Origin of the sequence: Flavobacterium sp. (assembly GCF_017744675.1) — a bacterium.
Classification (GTDB): domain Bacteria; phylum Bacteroidota; class Bacteroidia; order Flavobacteriales; family Flavobacteriaceae; genus Flavobacterium.
In genome coordinates this window covers 1,208,783-1,225,743 of record NZ_JAGIAV010000004.1, presented here as the reverse complement: position 1 = coordinate 1,225,743, position 16,961 = coordinate 1,208,783, and the positions used below count along the sequence as shown (strand labels likewise).

General features: G+C 33.7%; 17 protein-coding genes. 9 read left to right on the top strand and 8 right to left on the bottom strand.

Annotated features, from left to right (window positions below; all coding sequences use genetic code 11):
• Window positions 1–9: 9 nt before the first annotated feature.
• The 4 genes from J7574_RS15535 to J7574_RS15520 all read right to left on the bottom strand — a co-directional run bounded on the left by J7574_RS15535 (window position 10) and on the right by J7574_RS15520 (window position 4,104).
• Entirely contained in the window at window positions 10–783 is a 774-nt protein-coding gene (locus J7574_RS15535) for a carboxypeptidase-like regulatory domain-containing protein (RefSeq protein WP_290970351.1), read from the bottom strand.
• Between the two features lie 251 nt (window positions 784–1,034).
• Window positions 1,035–2,951, bottom strand: coding sequence for a DEAD/DEAH box helicase (locus J7574_RS15530; protein WP_290970348.1), 1,917 nt, complete (start codon window positions 2,949–2,951; stop codon window positions 1,035–1,037).
• A 204-nt stretch (window positions 2,952–3,155) separates the two neighbouring features.
• On the bottom strand, window positions 3,156–3,734 hold the full coding sequence (locus tag J7574_RS15525) for a non-canonical purine NTP diphosphatase (protein WP_290970346.1): 579 nt from the start codon (window positions 3,732–3,734) through the stop codon (window positions 3,156–3,158).
• Between the two features lie 7 nt (window positions 3,735–3,741).
• Entirely contained in the window at window positions 3,742–4,104 is a 363-nt protein-coding gene (locus J7574_RS15520) for a DUF2809 domain-containing protein (RefSeq protein ID WP_290970344.1), read from the bottom strand.
• A 119-nt stretch (window positions 4,105–4,223) separates the two neighbouring features.
• On the opposite strand from J7574_RS15520, the gene J7574_RS15515 reads away from it, so the two are divergent.
• The 3 genes from J7574_RS15515 to J7574_RS15505 all read left to right on the top strand — a co-directional run bounded on the left by J7574_RS15515 (window position 4,224) and on the right by J7574_RS15505 (window position 6,513).
• A complete protein-coding gene (locus J7574_RS15515; protein WP_290970341.1) occupies window positions 4,224–5,402 on the top strand; it encodes a glycoside hydrolase family 88 protein in 1,179 nt (392 codons plus the stop codon).
• A 6-nt stretch (window positions 5,403–5,408) separates the two neighbouring features.
• Complete coding sequence (locus J7574_RS15510) at window positions 5,409–5,816, top strand: hypothetical protein (protein ID WP_290970338.1); 408 nt, start codon at window positions 5,409–5,411, stop codon at window positions 5,814–5,816.
• Window positions 5,817–6,081: 265 nt separating this feature from the next.
• Window positions 6,082–6,513 carry a hypothetical protein gene (locus J7574_RS15505; RefSeq protein ID WP_290970335.1) on the top strand — a complete coding sequence of 144 codons (432 nt, stop codon included), beginning with the start codon at window positions 6,082–6,084 and terminating at the stop codon, window positions 6,511–6,513.
• Between the two features lie 49 nt (window positions 6,514–6,562).
• Here the strand turns inward: J7574_RS15505 and J7574_RS15500 are convergent, their stop codons facing one another.
• Both J7574_RS15500 and J7574_RS15495 read right to left on the bottom strand, forming a co-directional pair.
• Window positions 6,563–8,077, bottom strand: a complete 1,515-nt coding sequence (locus J7574_RS15500; RefSeq protein ID WP_290970332.1) for an FMN-binding glutamate synthase family protein — start codon at window positions 8,075–8,077, stop codon at window positions 6,563–6,565.
• Between the two features lie 36 nt (window positions 8,078–8,113).
• On the bottom strand, window positions 8,114–8,893 hold the full coding sequence (locus J7574_RS15495) for an NYN domain-containing protein (RefSeq protein ID WP_290970329.1): 780 nt from the start codon (window positions 8,891–8,893) through the stop codon (window positions 8,114–8,116).
• Between the two features lie 379 nt (window positions 8,894–9,272).
• Here J7574_RS15495 and J7574_RS15490 point away from each other — a divergent pair, with 379 nt between their 5' ends.
• Both J7574_RS15490 and J7574_RS15485 read left to right on the top strand, forming a co-directional pair.
• Window positions 9,273–10,532, top strand: coding sequence for an aminotransferase class I/II-fold pyridoxal phosphate-dependent enzyme (locus tag J7574_RS15490; protein ID WP_290970326.1), 1,260 nt, complete (start codon window positions 9,273–9,275; stop codon window positions 10,530–10,532).
• Window positions 10,533–10,654: 122 nt separating this feature from the next.
• Complete coding sequence (locus J7574_RS15485) at window positions 10,655–11,140, top strand: hypothetical protein (protein WP_290970323.1); 486 nt, start codon at window positions 10,655–10,657, stop codon at window positions 11,138–11,140.
• 78 nt (window positions 11,141–11,218) lie between these two features.
• Here the strand turns inward: J7574_RS15485 and J7574_RS15480 are convergent, their stop codons facing one another.
• Both J7574_RS15480 and J7574_RS15475 read right to left on the bottom strand, forming a co-directional pair.
• Window positions 11,219–12,337 carry a GTP cyclohydrolase gene (locus tag J7574_RS15480; RefSeq protein WP_290970321.1) on the bottom strand — a complete coding sequence of 373 codons (1,119 nt, stop codon included), beginning with the start codon at window positions 12,335–12,337 and terminating at the stop codon, window positions 11,219–11,221.
• A gap of 46 nt (window positions 12,338–12,383) precedes the next feature.
• Window positions 12,384–13,352 (bottom strand): transporter, encoded by a 969-nt coding sequence (locus J7574_RS15475; RefSeq protein WP_290970318.1) that lies wholly within the window; start codon window positions 13,350–13,352, stop codon window positions 12,384–12,386.
• A 123-nt stretch (window positions 13,353–13,475) separates the two neighbouring features.
• On the opposite strand from J7574_RS15475, the gene J7574_RS15470 reads away from it, so the two are divergent.
• From J7574_RS15470 to J7574_RS15455, 4 genes are all read left to right on the top strand, one after another.
• Complete coding sequence (locus J7574_RS15470; protein ID WP_290970315.1) at window positions 13,476–13,769, top strand: DUF4834 family protein; 294 nt, start codon at window positions 13,476–13,478, stop codon at window positions 13,767–13,769.
• 49 nt (window positions 13,770–13,818) lie between these two features.
• Entirely contained in the window at window positions 13,819–16,248 is a 2,430-nt protein-coding gene (locus J7574_RS15465) for a YfhO family protein (protein ID WP_290970312.1), read from the top strand.
• Between the two features lie 75 nt (window positions 16,249–16,323).
• Window positions 16,324–16,491: a hypothetical protein gene (locus J7574_RS15460; protein ID WP_290970309.1), complete on the top strand. Its 168-nt coding sequence runs from the start codon at window positions 16,324–16,326 to the stop codon at window positions 16,489–16,491.
• Window positions 16,488–16,961, top strand: coding sequence for a nucleotidyltransferase (locus J7574_RS15455; protein ID WP_290970306.1), 474 nt, complete (start codon window positions 16,488–16,490; stop codon window positions 16,959–16,961). Before J7574_RS15460 ends, J7574_RS15455 begins: the two co-directional genes overlap by 4 nt.

Genomic DNA, 16,961 nt, shown 5'->3' with positions numbered 1-16,961 from the left:
GTTATGATTTTAATTTCGTTTCAAAACTTTATATTGTTCATAACAAGCACTGATTGCATCCATAATCTGGAGGTCGTTTGCAGTTTGAATGAAAGAATCAGAATAATTGCAACGCTGCATAATTTCTGGAATTTCATCCTTGCTAATGCCTAATAATACGGCCACCGTTTCACGATCGTATTTTGATTCTAAAAGCGTTCGTACGGTATCATCCTTTTTCATTTCCTTCAGCTTCTTGAGTTCTTTTCCATTTTTTCCAAAGAAATTATAGAGCATATCGGCAGGGTTGAAGATGGAACCGAGAACTTTTCCAAATGCATTTGGCGCATATTCTCCAGCTTCGTAACCTTGTGTAAGACCAGAAATGCTATAACGATAGTTTTCTTTTGTTGGAATTAATTTAGAGTCAATTTCAAGATATCCGGTCAAAGAAAAAGGAGCAATAACCACTTCTTCCAAAGCAATTGCTTTTTCAGTAAGTTGAATTCTGGTTACTTTATTTTTGATCCAGTCATTTGTTACTCTGATTCTTAGCGATTGAAATCCTAGAATAGAAAAGTGAAGCGTGTCGTTGACCTGCACGTCAATTTCAAAATATCCTTTTTCGTCAGATTTTGCACCACGCACTTTATTGGTGTTAATGATATTTACGCCAGCAAGCGGCTGTTTGCTGTTGTCATTAATAACATAACCTGAAACTCTTTGTGGAACTGTTGGTTGCGTATCTTGCGCAAATCCAAAGTTAGCGAGAAGTGTAAAAAAGAAAACTGCGAAATATTTCATATCCTGATTTAAAGCTCTAAAAGTAGTAAATCGGGATTAAATATCTCGCAGTCTGGGAATTTAATTATAAGAAAATTAACAAAGGCTGCAGTATTGCTTTTTTGAATTAAATAAAAAGGGTAGTAAAGATTAATTGGTATTGTCTTGAGTTACAAAACTCATTTACGGAGTCTGAAATTCAGAGATAAAAAAAATCCCAAGTTCCAGTTATATTTGGAATTTGGGATTTTGTATTTTAAGAAATCGAATTATTAATCTCTTCTAGATCTTCTTGGTCTTGAGCTATCGCCAAAGTTTTCAGAACGTCTTGGAGCTCTATCTGATCCGCCTTCGCTTCTAGGAGCAGAACTTCTAAAACCGCCTTCTCTTCTTGAAGATGAGTTTCTGTCGCTTCTAAAACCTCCGTCACGAGATCCGCCATCGCGTGAACCTCCGTCTCTAGAAGAATTTCTATCGCCTCTGAATCCGCCTTCACGTCTTGGAGCAAAGTTTCCATCTCTTCTGCCAGAATCACGTCTTCCTCCACGGTTGTTGTGGTCACGTCTTCCTCCGCCATCATTTTTAGAAATCTCAACATTAATACGACGACCTTCTAATTGAACGTTGTTTAAAACATCCATTACTTTATCAGTAAATTGAGGATCAGTATTAAAGAAAGAGAATCCTTCTTTTACATCTACTTTAAAGATATCATCACGACCTAAATCTAATGTTTCTTTTAAGTAATCTTTTAATGACATCCAATCGAAGTTGTCTCTAGAACCAATGTTTACGAAATAACGAACTGCGCCATTATTACTGAATTCTCTTGGTTCAGAATCACCTCTTTCGCGTCTTTCGCCACCAGATACAGAAATATCTCTGTTCTTTTTGTAGTATGCGATGAAACGGTTAAATTCTACTGATACCATTTTCTTAATCAATTCTTCTTTAGATAAATCTTCAAGAACATTGTTGATTGCTGGCAAATAGTTGTCAATTTCGTGATCAACCTCAGTATCTTTAATTTTGTTTGCTAAGTGCAATAACTGAATTTCGCAGATTTCAATTCCAGATGGAATAGATTTTTCTTCAAATTTCTGTTTGATGATTCTCTCGATAGAAGAAATTTTACGTAACTCGCTTTTTGTAACGATTACAATAGAAGTACCTAATTTTCCTGCTCTACCAGTACGTCCAGAACGGTGGTTGTACGTTTCGATTTCGTCAGGTAATTGGTAGTTTACAACGTGAGTTACATTATCAACATCAATACCACGTGCAGCAACGTCAGTAGCAACAAGCATCTGAATTTGTCTTCCACGGAATGATTTCATTACACCATCACGTTGCGCCTGAGATAAATCTCCGTGTAACGCAGCAGCGCTATAACCATCTTCAATTAATTTTTCTGCAATAGCTTGCGTGTCTCTTTTTGTACGACAGAAAACTACTGAGAAAATGTCTGGATTAGCATCAGCTAAACGTTTTAAAGCTTCGTAACGATCACGAGCATTTACTAAGTAAAATTCGTGAGATACTGTAGAAGAACCTGAATTTTTAGTTCCTACAGTGATTTCTAATGGTTCGCTCATGAATTGTTTTGCAATTCTAGCAACCTCTTGCGGCATAGTTGCAGAAAACAACCATGTACTTTTTTCATCTGGAGTATCTGATAAGATAGATACGATGTCGTCATAGAATCCCATGTTTAACATCTCATCAGCCTCATCAAGAATACAGTAATCTATATTTTTAATGTTAACTAAACCTCTGTTAATCATGTCTTGCATTCTCCCCGGAGTAGCCACAATGATTTGTGCTCCTCTTTTAATCTCTCTGGCTTGCTCTGTAATACTAGCCCCGCCGTAAACTGCTACCACATTAATACCTTTTTCGTATTTTGAGTAGTTTTTAAGTTCGTTGGTAATCTGTAAACAAAGTTCTCGTGTTGGCGATAAAACTAATGCTTGTGTGTTTCTATTGTCAGCATCAATTTTTTGAATTAGCGGAAAACCGAAAGCTGCCGTTTTCCCTGTCCCTGTTTGAGCCAACGCAACCATATCTGTGTCTTTTTCCAATAATAGGGGAATCGCCTTTTCCTGTACCTCTGACGGATTTTCAAATCCTAGATCTAAAATCGCCTTCAGTAACGATTCATTCAATCCTAATTGTTCAAATTTATTCATATATGTATTTAAAATAGGGTGCAAAATTACAGCTAATTATTCAGATAAACTAATGCAATTTTAAGATTTATGGATTTGTTATGATTTGATTATCAAAAAGTTACTGTTTTGTTGTAATGATTTTTCGTCAGAAACCTCCAAAATGATTAAAAATTACGTCGTGAAATGTAAAATTTAGAGCTTAAAATGTTGTATTTGAAACAATTATTTTGTGGTATTCAGAAAATCAATGAGTTGCTTAACGGCTTTTCCGCGGTGACCTATAGTGTTTTTGGTTTCTAACGGCAGTTCTGCAAAGGTTTCATTAAAATTTTCAGGTTTAAAAATAGGATCATAACCAAAGCCATTTGTTCCTGTTTTGGCATGTGTAATTTCTCCTGCCGCAATTCCCGTAAATAAATATTGTTTTCCTTTTAGGTTTAAAGTGATAACGGTCTTGAACTGGGCGCTACGATTTTCCTCATTTTTTAAAGCGTCCAAAAGCTTATTCATATTATCGTCTGCATTTTTCTGCTCGCCTGCATATCTTGCAGAATATACTCCTGGTTCTCCATTTAGAGCGTGAACTTCCAATCCTGTATCGTCCGCAAAACAATCGTAACCGTATTTCTGAGTTACATAATCGGCTTTTAAAATGGCATTGCCTTCAATTGTATCAGCAGTTTCAGGAATGTCTTCCAAACAATTGATATCTTCTAAGCTTAAGATTTTAATGCTTTCAGGAAGCATGCTTTGAATTTCTGCGATTTTATTTTTGTTGTTGGATGCGAAAACGAGATTCATGATGGTACTATTTTAAAAATGATTTTTCTATTATAAAAGCAAATGTAATTCCGAACGTATAGGCGAGAATATCCGACCATAAAAATCCCTGACCTAATACATATCTGCCAAAAAGTGTTTTTCTAAGTTCAACCATCCATTCGCCTTGGTAAAGTTGTAAAAACTCTATACAATAACAAATAAGAAGAGAAGCTAGTATGATAAAGAAGAACTTTTTTGACGGAAAAAAGACTCGAACCAAAAAGTAAATCATGACAGCATAAAGAAAATCGCCAATCCATAAAGGGACAAAAGAAATTTTTCTTGAAAGTATTCCAAAGAAAATAATACTGAGAAAAACTAAGAAATAGTGGATTCTTGATTTGTTCAAAATTAGTTTTTGCTGTAACAATTGTACGATTTTAGTTAAACAAAAATACAAAGATTCAAATACATTTGGTTTATTTTATAAATTTATCAGTTCAATTAACTCACTATCAAAATAACCGCATGAAGGCAAAAATTTTTACTCTGATGGTAGCTTTGTTTTTTTTAGGAAATCAAAGCTATTCTCAAAAAGACAATTCGTTTAATGTTAAAAAGCAATTGGATTATTGCGCAGAACAAGCTTCAAAAACTTTACAAGTAATTCCGAATGACGGAACTTCTCCACGAACAGTTCCAAACGGAAGTAAAGAATGGAAATTTGTTGGTTACAAAGATTGGACAAGCGGATTCTGGCCTGGCGAATTGTGGTTTTTGTATGAAGCAACAAAAGATAAAAAATGGGAAAAAGAAGCCGACAGGTTTACTCGATTTTTAACGCCTTTATCTGTAACTAAAGCGGCAGATCATGATTTAGGTTTTCAGGTTTTCAATAGCTTCGGAAACGGATATCGATTGACTAAAAACGCGGCATACAAAGAAATCATTCTAAAAACTGCCGATACGCTTGCGACACTTTTTAATCCGAAAGTGGGAACAATCCAATCTTGGCCGCACAATAAAATGGGCGGTCACAATACGATTATTGATAATATGATGAATTTGGAGCTTTTGTTTTGGGCTTCAAAAAATGGAGGCAGCAAAAAACTTTATGATATTGCGGTAAAACATGCCGAAACTACAATGGCAAATCATTTTAGACCGGATAATACTTCTTATCACGTTGTTATCTACGATTTTGAAACTGGAAAAAAAATAAAAGGAAGAACAGCGCAAGGATATAGTGATGAAAGTATGTGGGCACGCGGACAAGCGTGGGCCATTTATGGTTTTACAATGACCTACAGAGAAACAAAAGACACTAAGTTTTTAGATTTTGCTCATAAACTAGCTCGTGTTTATTTGGATAAATTAACAACAGAAGATTTAATTCCGTATTGGGATTTCAATGCGCCAAACATTCCGAATGAGCCAAGAGATGCTTCGGCAGCAGCCATTGTTTCATCTGCCCTTTTAGAATTAAGTTCTTATACAAAAGACAAAAATTTAAAAACAGAATATTTAGCGAAAGCCAAAAAAATGATCGTATCGCTTTCAGATCATTATCAGAGCCACGATGTGAATTCGGCGTTTTTATTGCATTCAACTGGACATAAACCTGCAGGAAGCGAGATAGATTGTTCTATAAATTACGCAGATTATTACTATCTTGAAGCACTTTTAAGACTTCAGAAACTAAAATAAAAGATTATGCTAAAGAAAATAAGCCAAATTGCCTTTGCAATACTGATGGTACTCATGCTTGCGAGCTGTAAAAATACCAAACAAAAACTTCAGGAGTATGTTGTTACGTACAACAAAACCATTGCTCCAAGTTTTAGAAGTGAAAATGTAACGCTTACCACAGCAAGAGGTTACATTAATGACGATAAAATTGAATTGCGATTTGAAACCGATTTAGAACAAAATGAAGTTAACAAATCGGCTGCTGTTATTTCTTTTCCAAAATTGATAAAACAGATGATCGATAAAGATGAGATTCCGAGACAATTGATCGAAGAAGGAGTAAAATTTGATGTTTATTTTCTTGCAAATGATAATACCGTTTTAGACAAAGAAACCTTAACAGGCGAATCATTGAAAGATTTTTTAAAATAATGAATCGAGTTTTGTAGAAAACAAATCATTTTTAATTCTTACATATTAAAAGTCTCTTTAAAACTTATTTAAAGAGACTTTTTTATGTTTAAGGCTAAACTTAAGTGTAAAAGAAACGTTTTTATTCTTACAAAAAATCTCATTTTTAAGATATAATGGGCTTGTTTTCAAAGAATTATAAGTGTGTTTTTTGCAATTGAATATTGTTTTTATGTTATGAATTAGTTATGTTTGAGTTAAAAAATAACTATTAAACCAAAAAATTATGAAAAAAATTACCCAAATCGCATTTGCTATTGCTTTTGCATTGTTTTTAGTAAGCTGTAAAAATACCAAGCAGAAAATCCAAGAACATGTAAGTAACTACAATAATTCTGTTTCTATAAAAGGAAATGGTATTACGAGCACATCAGCAAAAGCCTTCTTAAATGACAATAAAATCGAAATTAGGATTGAAACCAATTTAGAAGAAAACGATGCAAATAAATTAGCCTACAAAGAATCTTTTCCAGATTTATTGAAAGAGATGATTAAAAATGACCAAATTTCAACTTCTCTTATTGCTGAAGGAGTAAAGTTTGATGTTTATTTCTTAGCTTACAATAATGCTATTCTAGCACAAGAAGTAGTAGATCAGGATGAATTGGCGGTTTTAGAGGGAAATCCAAAAGCAGGTAAAGAAACGGCAAAATTATAATCCAAAATTGCAGATAAAAAAAGTCCTCTTCATTTGAAGAGGACTTTTTTTATGAAAACTGAGTAACATTTTTTAAATTGTCTGGGAAGTAAAGTTCCGATAGGTTAGTAAACTCATCTCCACGCATAAAAATGTTGATGTCAACATCAGCAAACGATGTTTTTCCTGCTGCAGCCAAAAGCTCGTTTGCAGCGTGAAGCGTATTTTTATGGAAATGATAGACTCTTTCAGACTTATCTGTAACCACCAAACCTTTCATAAGCATCTTGTTTTGTGTGGCAACTCCCGTTGGACATTCGTTATTGTGACAACGCAAAGCTTGAATGCAGCCTAAAGAAAACATAAATCCTCTCGCGCTGTTGCACATATCTGCACCCAATGCAATAGCATGCAAAATAGAATAGCCAGAAATAATTTTTCCGCTTCCAATAATGCGCATTTTATCGCGAATGCCTAAACGAACCAACGTTTTATTCACAAAAATTAATGCAGGTTCAAAAGGCATTCCTACACCATCTGCAAATTCAAGCGGAGCAGCTCCAGTACCACCTTCCGCGCCATCAACGGTAATGAAATCTGGATAAGTGTCTTCATTAATCATTTCTTGGCAGATGTTTTCAAACTCAGCAGTATTTCCAATGCATAATTTAAATCCGATTGGTTTCCCGTTAGATAAATCACGTAATTGTTTTATGAAATGAATCAATCCCTTTGCATCAGAAAATGCATGATGTCCAGGAGGAGAAAGAATCATAGTATGCGGCACAACACCTCTGATTTTTGCAATTTGTTCCGTATTTTTTTTAGCGGGAAGAACTCCTCCATGTCCTGGTTTTGCGCCTTGAGAAAGCTTAATCTCAATCATTTTTACATTTGGAAGATTGGCCTTTTCTTTAAAGTTTTCGGGGCTGAAATTTCCTTCTGCATCACGGCATCCAAAATATCCGGTTCCAATTTGCCAAGTAATATCTCCGCCGCCCGCTAAATGATATTCTGTCAATCCGCCTTCTCCTGTATTTTGATAGAAATTTCCTTTTTGTGCTCCAATGTTAATTGCACGTACGGCATGTTCGCTTAAAGAACCAAAACTCATTGCCGAAACATTAAATAAAGAAGCAGAATACGGCTGTTTGCAATCTTTTCCGCCCACTAAAACGCGAGGCAATTCTTCATTTACTTTTGCAGGGAAAATGGAATGCTTGATTCCTTCGTAACTTTCAGTATTTAAGTTTAATTGAGTTCCAAACGGAGTACTCGAATCAATATTTTTAGCTCTTTGGTACACTAAAGAACGCTGATTTCTAGAAAAAGGTTTTCCGTCTGTAGATCTTTCAATAAAATACTGTTGGATTTCTGGCGCGATCATTTCAAATAAATATCTGAAATAACCCAAAACAGGAAAGTTTCGTAAAATAGCGTGTTTTTCTTGTGACGCATTATAAACCCCGACTACTAGTAATATAGGTATAATGATCACTAATAAAAATCCGCGCTCGGTATAATAATAGATTGCGGCAACAAGTAGAAACAATAAGAATCCGTAAATAAAGAATTTCTTTCTCATGTTTTTAAAAAATTAAATAGGTAATAAATGCGATAATTAGTTGAATCTCAAACGCACATAAACGTGTTTGATTCCTTTTTTGTCTGACTCTCTTTCGTCGATTTCCAAAATATCAGTTAACGATTTCAGCATCGGAGTGAGTTTTGAATAGCCATAATTTCGAGGGTCAAATTCGGGTTTTTTCTTCACAATCAGATTTCCGACATCGCCCAAGAATGCCCAGCCATCATCATCCTCAATATCTTCGATTGTAGCTTCTATAAGTTCAATAGTTTGTTTGTCAACTTTATGAAGTGCTTTTTCAGCTGGTTTCTCAATTGGTTTTTTGGTGTCGGCAGTCGTTGCTTTTGGTTTTTTCTTTTGAGTTGCTCCGTCCAAAACCTCAATATAAATAAAACGGTCACAGGCCACAATAAACGAATTTGGTGTTTTCTTTTCTCCAATACCAATTACTTTCATGCCCGATTCGCGAAGTCTTACAGCGAGTCTGGTAAAATCGCTATCGCTGGAAACAATACAAAAACCGTCCAATTTTCCGGAGTAAAGCAAATCCATAGCATCGATAATCAAAGCCGAATCTGACGAATTTTTCCCAACTGTATAACTGTATTGCTGAATAGGAGTGATAGCATGTTCCAGTAAAACGCCTTTCCAGCCATTTGCATTTGGTTTTGTCCAGTCGGCATAAATCCTTTTTGTAGTTGGCGTTCCGAGCTTTGCAATTTCTTCCATCATGCCTTTTACATTGCTGTATGGCACATTGTCTGCATCAATTAGAACTGCCAGTTTTAAATCTTTTGAATTGCTTAAAGGCATTATTTTAATATTAAAAATTAAATACTCTCAAAGTTAAAATTAAAATTGGTTTTTATAAGAATTCAATGATGAATAAGTGTTTTTGTAGAGACTAATTAGTTTCATTATAAATAAAGGAAATATGAGGTTTGCTTTTGAAAATACTGATTAATGCAACACTCGAATATGATACAATCTGCTCGCATTTTTTTTAATATTAATCATTTTATAGAGTGATTTGACGCTAAGGAGTTTTGTGAGTAAAATAAATAGATGTAAAATCCTGTTATTTTTTTGTAGTCGAATATTTTTGAATAAAAATAATTGAGGCTCTTCATTTTAAATTAATAATGATTATTTTTGCTCGCTGATTAAGTAAAAAAAATTACTACAATATATTATGGTAAAAGATTTATTCGAAAGAATTCAGGACAATAAGGGACCTTTAGGAAAATGGGCTTCTCAAGCAGAAGGTTATTATGTTTTCCCAAAGTTAGAAGGAGAGTTGGGTCCTAGAATGCAATTTCACGGAAAAAATATTTTAAACTGGAGTTTAAATGATTATTTAGGTCTGGCAAATCATCCGGAAGTTCGTCAAGCAGATACAGATGCGGCAATTCAGTTTGGTGCAGCGTATCCGATGGGAGCTCGTATGATGTCTGGCCACACAACGTACCACGAACAGTTAGAAAATGAATTGGCAGAGTTCGTAATGAAAGAATCTGCTTATTTGCTGAATTTCGGTTACCAAGGAATGGTTTCTATCATTGATGCTTTGGTTACTAAAAATGATATTATTGTTTATGACGTAGATTCACATGCTTGTATCATTGATGGTGTTCGTTTGCACATGGGTAAACGTTTCACATACAAACACAATGATTTGGAGAGTATGGAGAAAAACTTGCAGCGTGCTACTAAAATGGCAGAAGAAACAGGCGGAGGTATTTTATTTATTACTGAAGGTGTTTTCGGAATGCGCGGACAGCAAGGAAAATTAAAAGAAATTGCGGAACTAAAGAAAAAATACAATTTCAGATTATTGGTAGATGATGCTCACGGTTTTGGTACTTTAGGTAAAACTGGTGCTGGAGCAGGTGAGGAGCAAGGAGTTCAAGATCAAATTGATGTTTACTTCTCTACTTTTGCAAAATCTATGGCTAATATTGGTGCTTTCGTAGCGGCTGATAAAACAGTTATCGATTATTTGAAATACAACTTACGTTCTCAAATGTTTGCAAAAGCATTGCCAATGATTCAAACAATTGGTTCTTTGAAACGTTTAGAATTATTGCGTAAATCTTCTGCTATTAAAGACAAACTTTGGGAAAACGTAAATGCTTTGCAAAACGGTCTTAAAGAAAAAGGATTTAATATTGGAGATACAAATACATGTATTACACCAGTTTACTTAGAAGGAAGTATTCCTGAAGCAATGGTGATGGTAAACGATTTAAGAGAAAACTATGGTATTTTCCTTTCTATCGTAGTGTATCCAGTTATTCCAAAAGGAATTATCTTATTGAGAATGATTCCTACAGCTTCTCATACTTTACAAGATATCGATGAAACATTGAAAGCTTTTGAAGCAATCCGTGAGAAATTGACTAACGGAACTTATAAAGAAATTGCTGAACGTACAACTGTTGACGTTTCGTAAATTCTTATAAAATAGATTTCCTTAAGTGGAAATTATGTAAAAAAATCCATTTGTTCTACGAATGGATTTTTTTTATTTAAGGTAACTTTATGATCATAATCAACAAAATAAAAATAAGAATTATGAAAAAAGTACTAACACTTACGGTGATGGCGCTTGCAGTTTTTACTTCTTGTAAAAAAGAAACGACAACGACAGAACCAATACAAATTACACCAAGTCCGCCAAAAGAAGCAGAAATTGTAGAGCCTGCTGGAGATCAATGTTATGCATGGAGATCAAACGGAAATGTGATTGAAATGAGTTTTAATGTTAACTCACATCAGGAAGTCAACGGAAAATTAAGTTATAATTTAGTCGGAAAAGATAAAAACGAAGGAACTTTAATTGGAAATATGAAAGGCGATACCTTAATTGCTGATTATACTTTCAATTCGGAGGGAGTTTCGTCTGTTAGAGAAGTTGTTTTTCTGCAAAAAGACGGGACTTTTATCGAAGGATACGGCGATGTAGCAACTGCCAACAATAAGGTTTCTTTTAAAGATAAATCAAAACTGAAATTTGATCAAAAAAATACTTTGGTTAAAGTAGATTGCAAAGTAGAGTAATAATGTATTTTACAAAATGAAAAATCCATTCGTATGGGGGCGAATGGATTTTTTTTATTTTACATTTTTATTTCACTTTTAAAGATTCTTCAAATAGGTCTTTCTTTGGCAGTGAATAATTGGATCAAAGTTTTTCCAAAGTAAATGAATGGCGTTGTTTTCTAATAATTCTGGAGTTCTAATGCAAGTCTGAATTCCTTTGGCTGAAAACGTTTTATAATATTCATCAAAAATAATAGCGGTTACACCTTTATTCTGGTAATCAGGATGAACTCCGATAAGATAAAATACAACATCTTTACTGTGTTTTCTTGCTTTTAATAATTGCAGAAAACCAAATGGAAATAATTTACCTCTTATTTTCTGTAACGCTTCAACAAAACTAGGCATTACAATACTAAAGGCTACTAAGTTATCATCTTTGTCAACTACAAATTTGATATATTCTGGATTTATAAAACTGATGTATTTCTTTTTAAAGTATTCTTTCTGAACATCAGAAATAGCAACAAACGAAGCTAGTTTTTCGTAAGATTCATTAAACAAATCAAACATTTTGTCTACATGAGGCATAATGTCTTTTGTTTTAGTGAAATTAAGAGGCTTTAATCCGTAACGTTTTTTGATTAGTTCTTGCGCTTTTTGAAAGAATTCTGGTTTTACATTAGAAAAAGGGAATACACTTTCGATATATTGTTTTTCAACTTGAAAGCCTAATTGCTCTAAATGTGTTACATAATAAGGATGATTGTACCAAGTAATCATAGTTCCTACTTGATCGTAACCCTCAGTTAAAACGCCAACTTTATCCAGATTTGAAAATCCCATTGGACCTTCAGCGTGTTCTAAATTATGTTTTCTTCCTAATTCATATACTTTTTCAAGCAGTGCTTTGGTAACTTCAATATCATCAATTACATCAAACCATCCAAAACGAACTTTTCTCTTGTGCTGATTGTTAACTTCAGACCAATTGATAATGGCCGTAATACGCCCCACTATTTTATTGTCTTTATAAGCCAGATAAAAATAAGCTTCGGCATTATCAAACGCAGGATTTTTGGTTTTGTCAAAAGATTCCAATTCATCTGCAATAATGGGCGGTACCCAGTACGGATTATCCTTATACAATGAAAAAGGAAATTTGATGTATTCGGTTAATTCTTTCTTGCTTTTGGCTTCTTTAATTGTAATCATTAAGATGGTGTTGAGAGTCCTTAAAAAAGGGTCTAGTTATGTATGCTTATTCGTATTTTGCTTTACGTTTTCGTTCTCTTTCCTGATAATCTATTGGTTTCTCATTTTCAGGATTCTTTTTTGCTCTAGCGGCTGCTTTGTCTTCTATTACTTTTTCTTTGTACCAGCCGTCATATCGCCATGATACTCCAACTCCGCCATATAAAATAGACGGTGTGTTTTTGAAATTCGTACTTATAGAGGCATCGACTTGCATGTTGGATGAAAGAAGAAAAGCTGCTCCGCCGCGAAGAATAGAATCGCTGTAGAAATCGCTTTTATATCCTTGATTTTCAATAAAACCAGACCATCTATCGTTAAAACCGTGGGTCAAAGTTAATATATATCCGTAACTTGGATAGTCAGTTCCGATATAATCTGCAATAATATTGGTTACAAACACCCATGATCCGCCTCCTAATAAGTTTTGGGTAATCAAGGAAACTTTAGGCGATATAGCACCATCAGGAGAAAAATAGTATGGATTGTTTGCTCCAACAAAATTTGCTCCAGCAAAAACAGAAACAGCCGGAATCAGTTCGCGCCATTGAAAATTACGATTGGCTTTATAGCTGTAAATGTTTACTTCTCTCTTATAATTTTTATAAGGATCGTAAATAAGATATTTAGCTCCTAAAACTGTTTGTCTGAAATTATTCTTTTTATAGCTGGTGTACGGAGTATCAAAATTTTCTGTTTGATATTGCAAATCAGCTATAAACTCTAATTGTTCTAGAAAAGCTCCAAATCTTATGCTAAGATCTGTACCAAATCCGCTGGCATCATAATCCAATAAATCATGTTTTTCTTTAATGCCATAAACGCCAAGTTCGGCTTGAATGACAGATTTTCCGACCGCATAGGCAGACATGGTTTCTCCAGGGCGATTGGAATTAATAACGTCGGTATATTGCGCAAAAAATAGTTGTGGAATAAAAAAAAGTACCGGGGCAAGTAAGTTTTTAATTTGGAACATATGATTTTTTTTGGATTAAAAAATAATAACGCATTTCAAATGTACATATTTTATTATTTATTTAAGATTCATATTTTATTTTTAAGGAATGGATTTATTATTTTTGAAAAAAAATATATAGTTATGCAAGAAGCATCATTTTCAGGTTTGTTTAAAACCATCATGTGGGTTATAGCTTTTTATTACATTTTTAAATTTTTAGGTAGAATCTTTTTGCCAGTATTGGTTAAAAAGGCGGTAGAAAATGCTAGTGAGAATTTTCAAAGACAACAACAGCAGTATAATCAAGGCAATACATATCAAAACAATCGCAATACAAATAATAATGATGAAATAATCATTAATACTGCTAATGCTAAAAAACCTCGCGAAACCAAAAAAGTGGGAGAGTATGTCGATTACGAAGAAATAGATTAGATTTGTGTCCTGAAAATTTAGGATTCATTTTAACCCAAACTAGCCAAAATTGAAAATAGTAAATAAGTTCTATCCGCATGCCCTTGTTATCTTGGGCTTTATTTTTGTTTCATTAATTTATTTTTATCCAGTTCTACAAGGAAAGCAAATTTTCCAGTCAGATATTGCGCAATACACCGGTATGGCAAAAGAGCAGAATGACTTTAGAGCGATGGAAAATGCTGAACCTTATTGGACAAACTCTGCTTTTGGAGGTATGCCAACGTATCAGCTTGGAGCAAATTATCCGAACGATTTTATTGGTAAAGTGGATGACGTATTGCGTTTTCTTCCGCGTCCTGCAGATTACTTATTTCTATATTTCCTTGGTTTTTACGGTTTGTTATTGGTTTTAAAAACAGACCCGCTGAAAGCTTTTATCGGTTCAATTGCTTTTGGTTTTTCAACATACATGATCATCATTTTAGGAGTTGGTCATAATGCCAAAGCACATGCTATTGCTTATATGCCTTTGGTTATTGCCGGTTTTATGCTCGTCTTTCAGAAGAAATACATTAAAGGAGGTTTGCTCACTATGTTTGCAGTGGCATTAGAAATTAGTGCCAATCACTTCCAAATGACCTATTATTTATTGATTTTCTTATTGATACTTTCAGGGTATTTTGCTTTTAATTATATCAAAGAAAAAGACTTTAAAGGTCTTTTAATTTCTTGCGGAGTTTTACTAGTTGCAGGAATTTTTGCTTTAGGCGCTAATGCTGGTAATTTAATGGCTACAAATGAATATGCCAAATACAGTATTAGAGATAAAAGCGAGCTGACTTTTAATCCAGATGGGTCTAAAAACGAAACTACTGCTTCTATGACCACTGATTATATTACAGAATATAGTTATGGTATTGCAGAAAGTTTGAATTTAATTGCTCCAAGAATATTTGGAGGTTCAAGCCATGAAGATGTAGGTACAGACAGTCGTATGTATTCATTTATGTTGGAACAAGGAGTTCCAGCTTCTCAAGCTCAAGATTTTGTTTCTGGAATGCCAACTTATTGGGGAGATCAGCCAATTGTTTCTGCGCCAGCTTATATTGGAGCTGTAGTTTTCTTCTTGGCAGTCTTGGCTTTGTTTATAGACGAAAGAAAAATCAAATATGTTTTCCTTGCTGGAGCACTTTTTACTTTAGTGCTTTCTTGGGGTAAAAACTTCTCTTTATTGACAGACTTTTTTATTAAATATGTTCCGTTATACGATAAATTTAGAGCTGTATCTTCAATTCAAGTAATTCTAGAATTATGCTTCCCTGTTTTGGCTGTTATGGGATTACAGTCTTTCTTTAAAGCAAAAGAGGAACCAAAATTACAGCAGAAAGCCTTAGTGCAGACAGGAGTTTTTGGTTTAGGAGTTCTTGTTATTTTATTAATTGCAAAAAGCTTCTTCCATTTTACAGGAATGAACGATAATGCTTATCTGGAAAGCTACGGGCCAGGTTTCGTTGATGCTTTAAAAGAAGACAGAATGACGATGTATTATGCAGATATATTACGTTCTGGATTCTTAATCATAATTACTTTTGGGGTATTGTGGCTGTTTATTAAAAACAAATTCTCGCAAACCACCACTTTAATCGTTATCGGAATTGTAATGATTTTTGATTTGTTTTTTGTGGATAAAAAATACGTTTCTGCTAAAGATTTTGTAAGCCCAGTTCAAATTGCGGCGCCTTTCCAAGAAACGCAGGCAGATGCTCAAATATTAAAAGATACTTCTGTTTACCGTGTATTCGATCTTCAAGGACAATTGCAGGGTAGATCTTCATATTTCCATAAAACAATTGGAGGTTATAGTGCTGTAAGACCTAGAAGAATGCAGCAATTGTATGATTATCAAATTGCTAAAAATAATTTGGAAGTGCTTAATATGTTGAATGTTAAGTATGTTATTCAAGTGGATAAAGATGGAAATCAGATTCCTGCTGTTAATCCAGATGCTAACGGAAATGCTTGGTTTGTAGGTGCAGTAAAACTGGTTAACAAACCAGATGATGTAATGAAAGCATTGAATACTTTAGATACTAAAAAAGTTGCCGTTTTCAATGTTCACGAACATGAAAGCAAATTCCAAAATGCGAGATTAAAGAAAGCTTTTGATACAACAGGAACAATAAAAGTGGTTACTTATAAACCAAATTATATCAAATACAAATCGGAAAACAATGGAGACGGTTTAGCTGTTTTCTCTGAAATGTATTATAAAAATGGTTGGAACGCTTACATAGACGGAAAATTAACAGATCATTTCCCTGTCGATTATGTTCTAAGAGCCATGGAAATTCCTGCTGGAAAACATACTATCGAATTTAAATTTGAACCTCAGATTATCAAAACAGGAGGAACAATTACTTTAATAAGTTCAATCGGAATGTTATTACTTTTGGCTGGAGGAGTTTATTTTGAAAGTAGAAGAACTAAAAAAGAATAATTGCTGATATTTTCTTAATTATATATTCGTAAATCGTTTTGTATCTTTGTTTTAGTTTATTTTAAAAATTAAGTGATGAAGAATATTGTGTTGAATTTTGGTTCTCCAAAGGAATTGGAAGCTAAAAGAATTGCGGAAATTAAGTCACTTTCTTATTTAGAAAGATTGGAACGATTAATGGCTATTATTGAAGTTTCTCATACATTGAAAAGTGCTAAGATAATTCAATCTAAGAAACGATGAATGAGCAAATAATTGCCATTTGGAATAGTTTTTTCGAAAACAAGGTTAAGTATATAACTATTGGAGGATTTGCTGTAAATATTTATGGCTATAATAGAAATACTGGAGATATCGATATTTATTTAGAAGATACTCTTGAAAATAGACTTAATTTAAGAAAGGCACTAAAATCAATAAACTTAGGAGATTTTGAAACTATTGAAACAATGCAGTTTATTCCTGGCTGGACTGATTTTACATTAAATTATGGTTTGAGACTGGATATCATGACTGCTGTTAAAGGATTAGAAGATAAAACTTTTTCATCTTTGTTAGATGATGCGACAATAGTTATGATCGGGGAAACTCCTGTTTATTTTATTGATTATGAAAATTTAATTATTGCTAAAAAAGCTTCTAATCGACCAAAAGATATTTTAGATATTGAAGAATTAGAAAAAGTAAATAACGAAAACGAAGAAAGAGCTTAA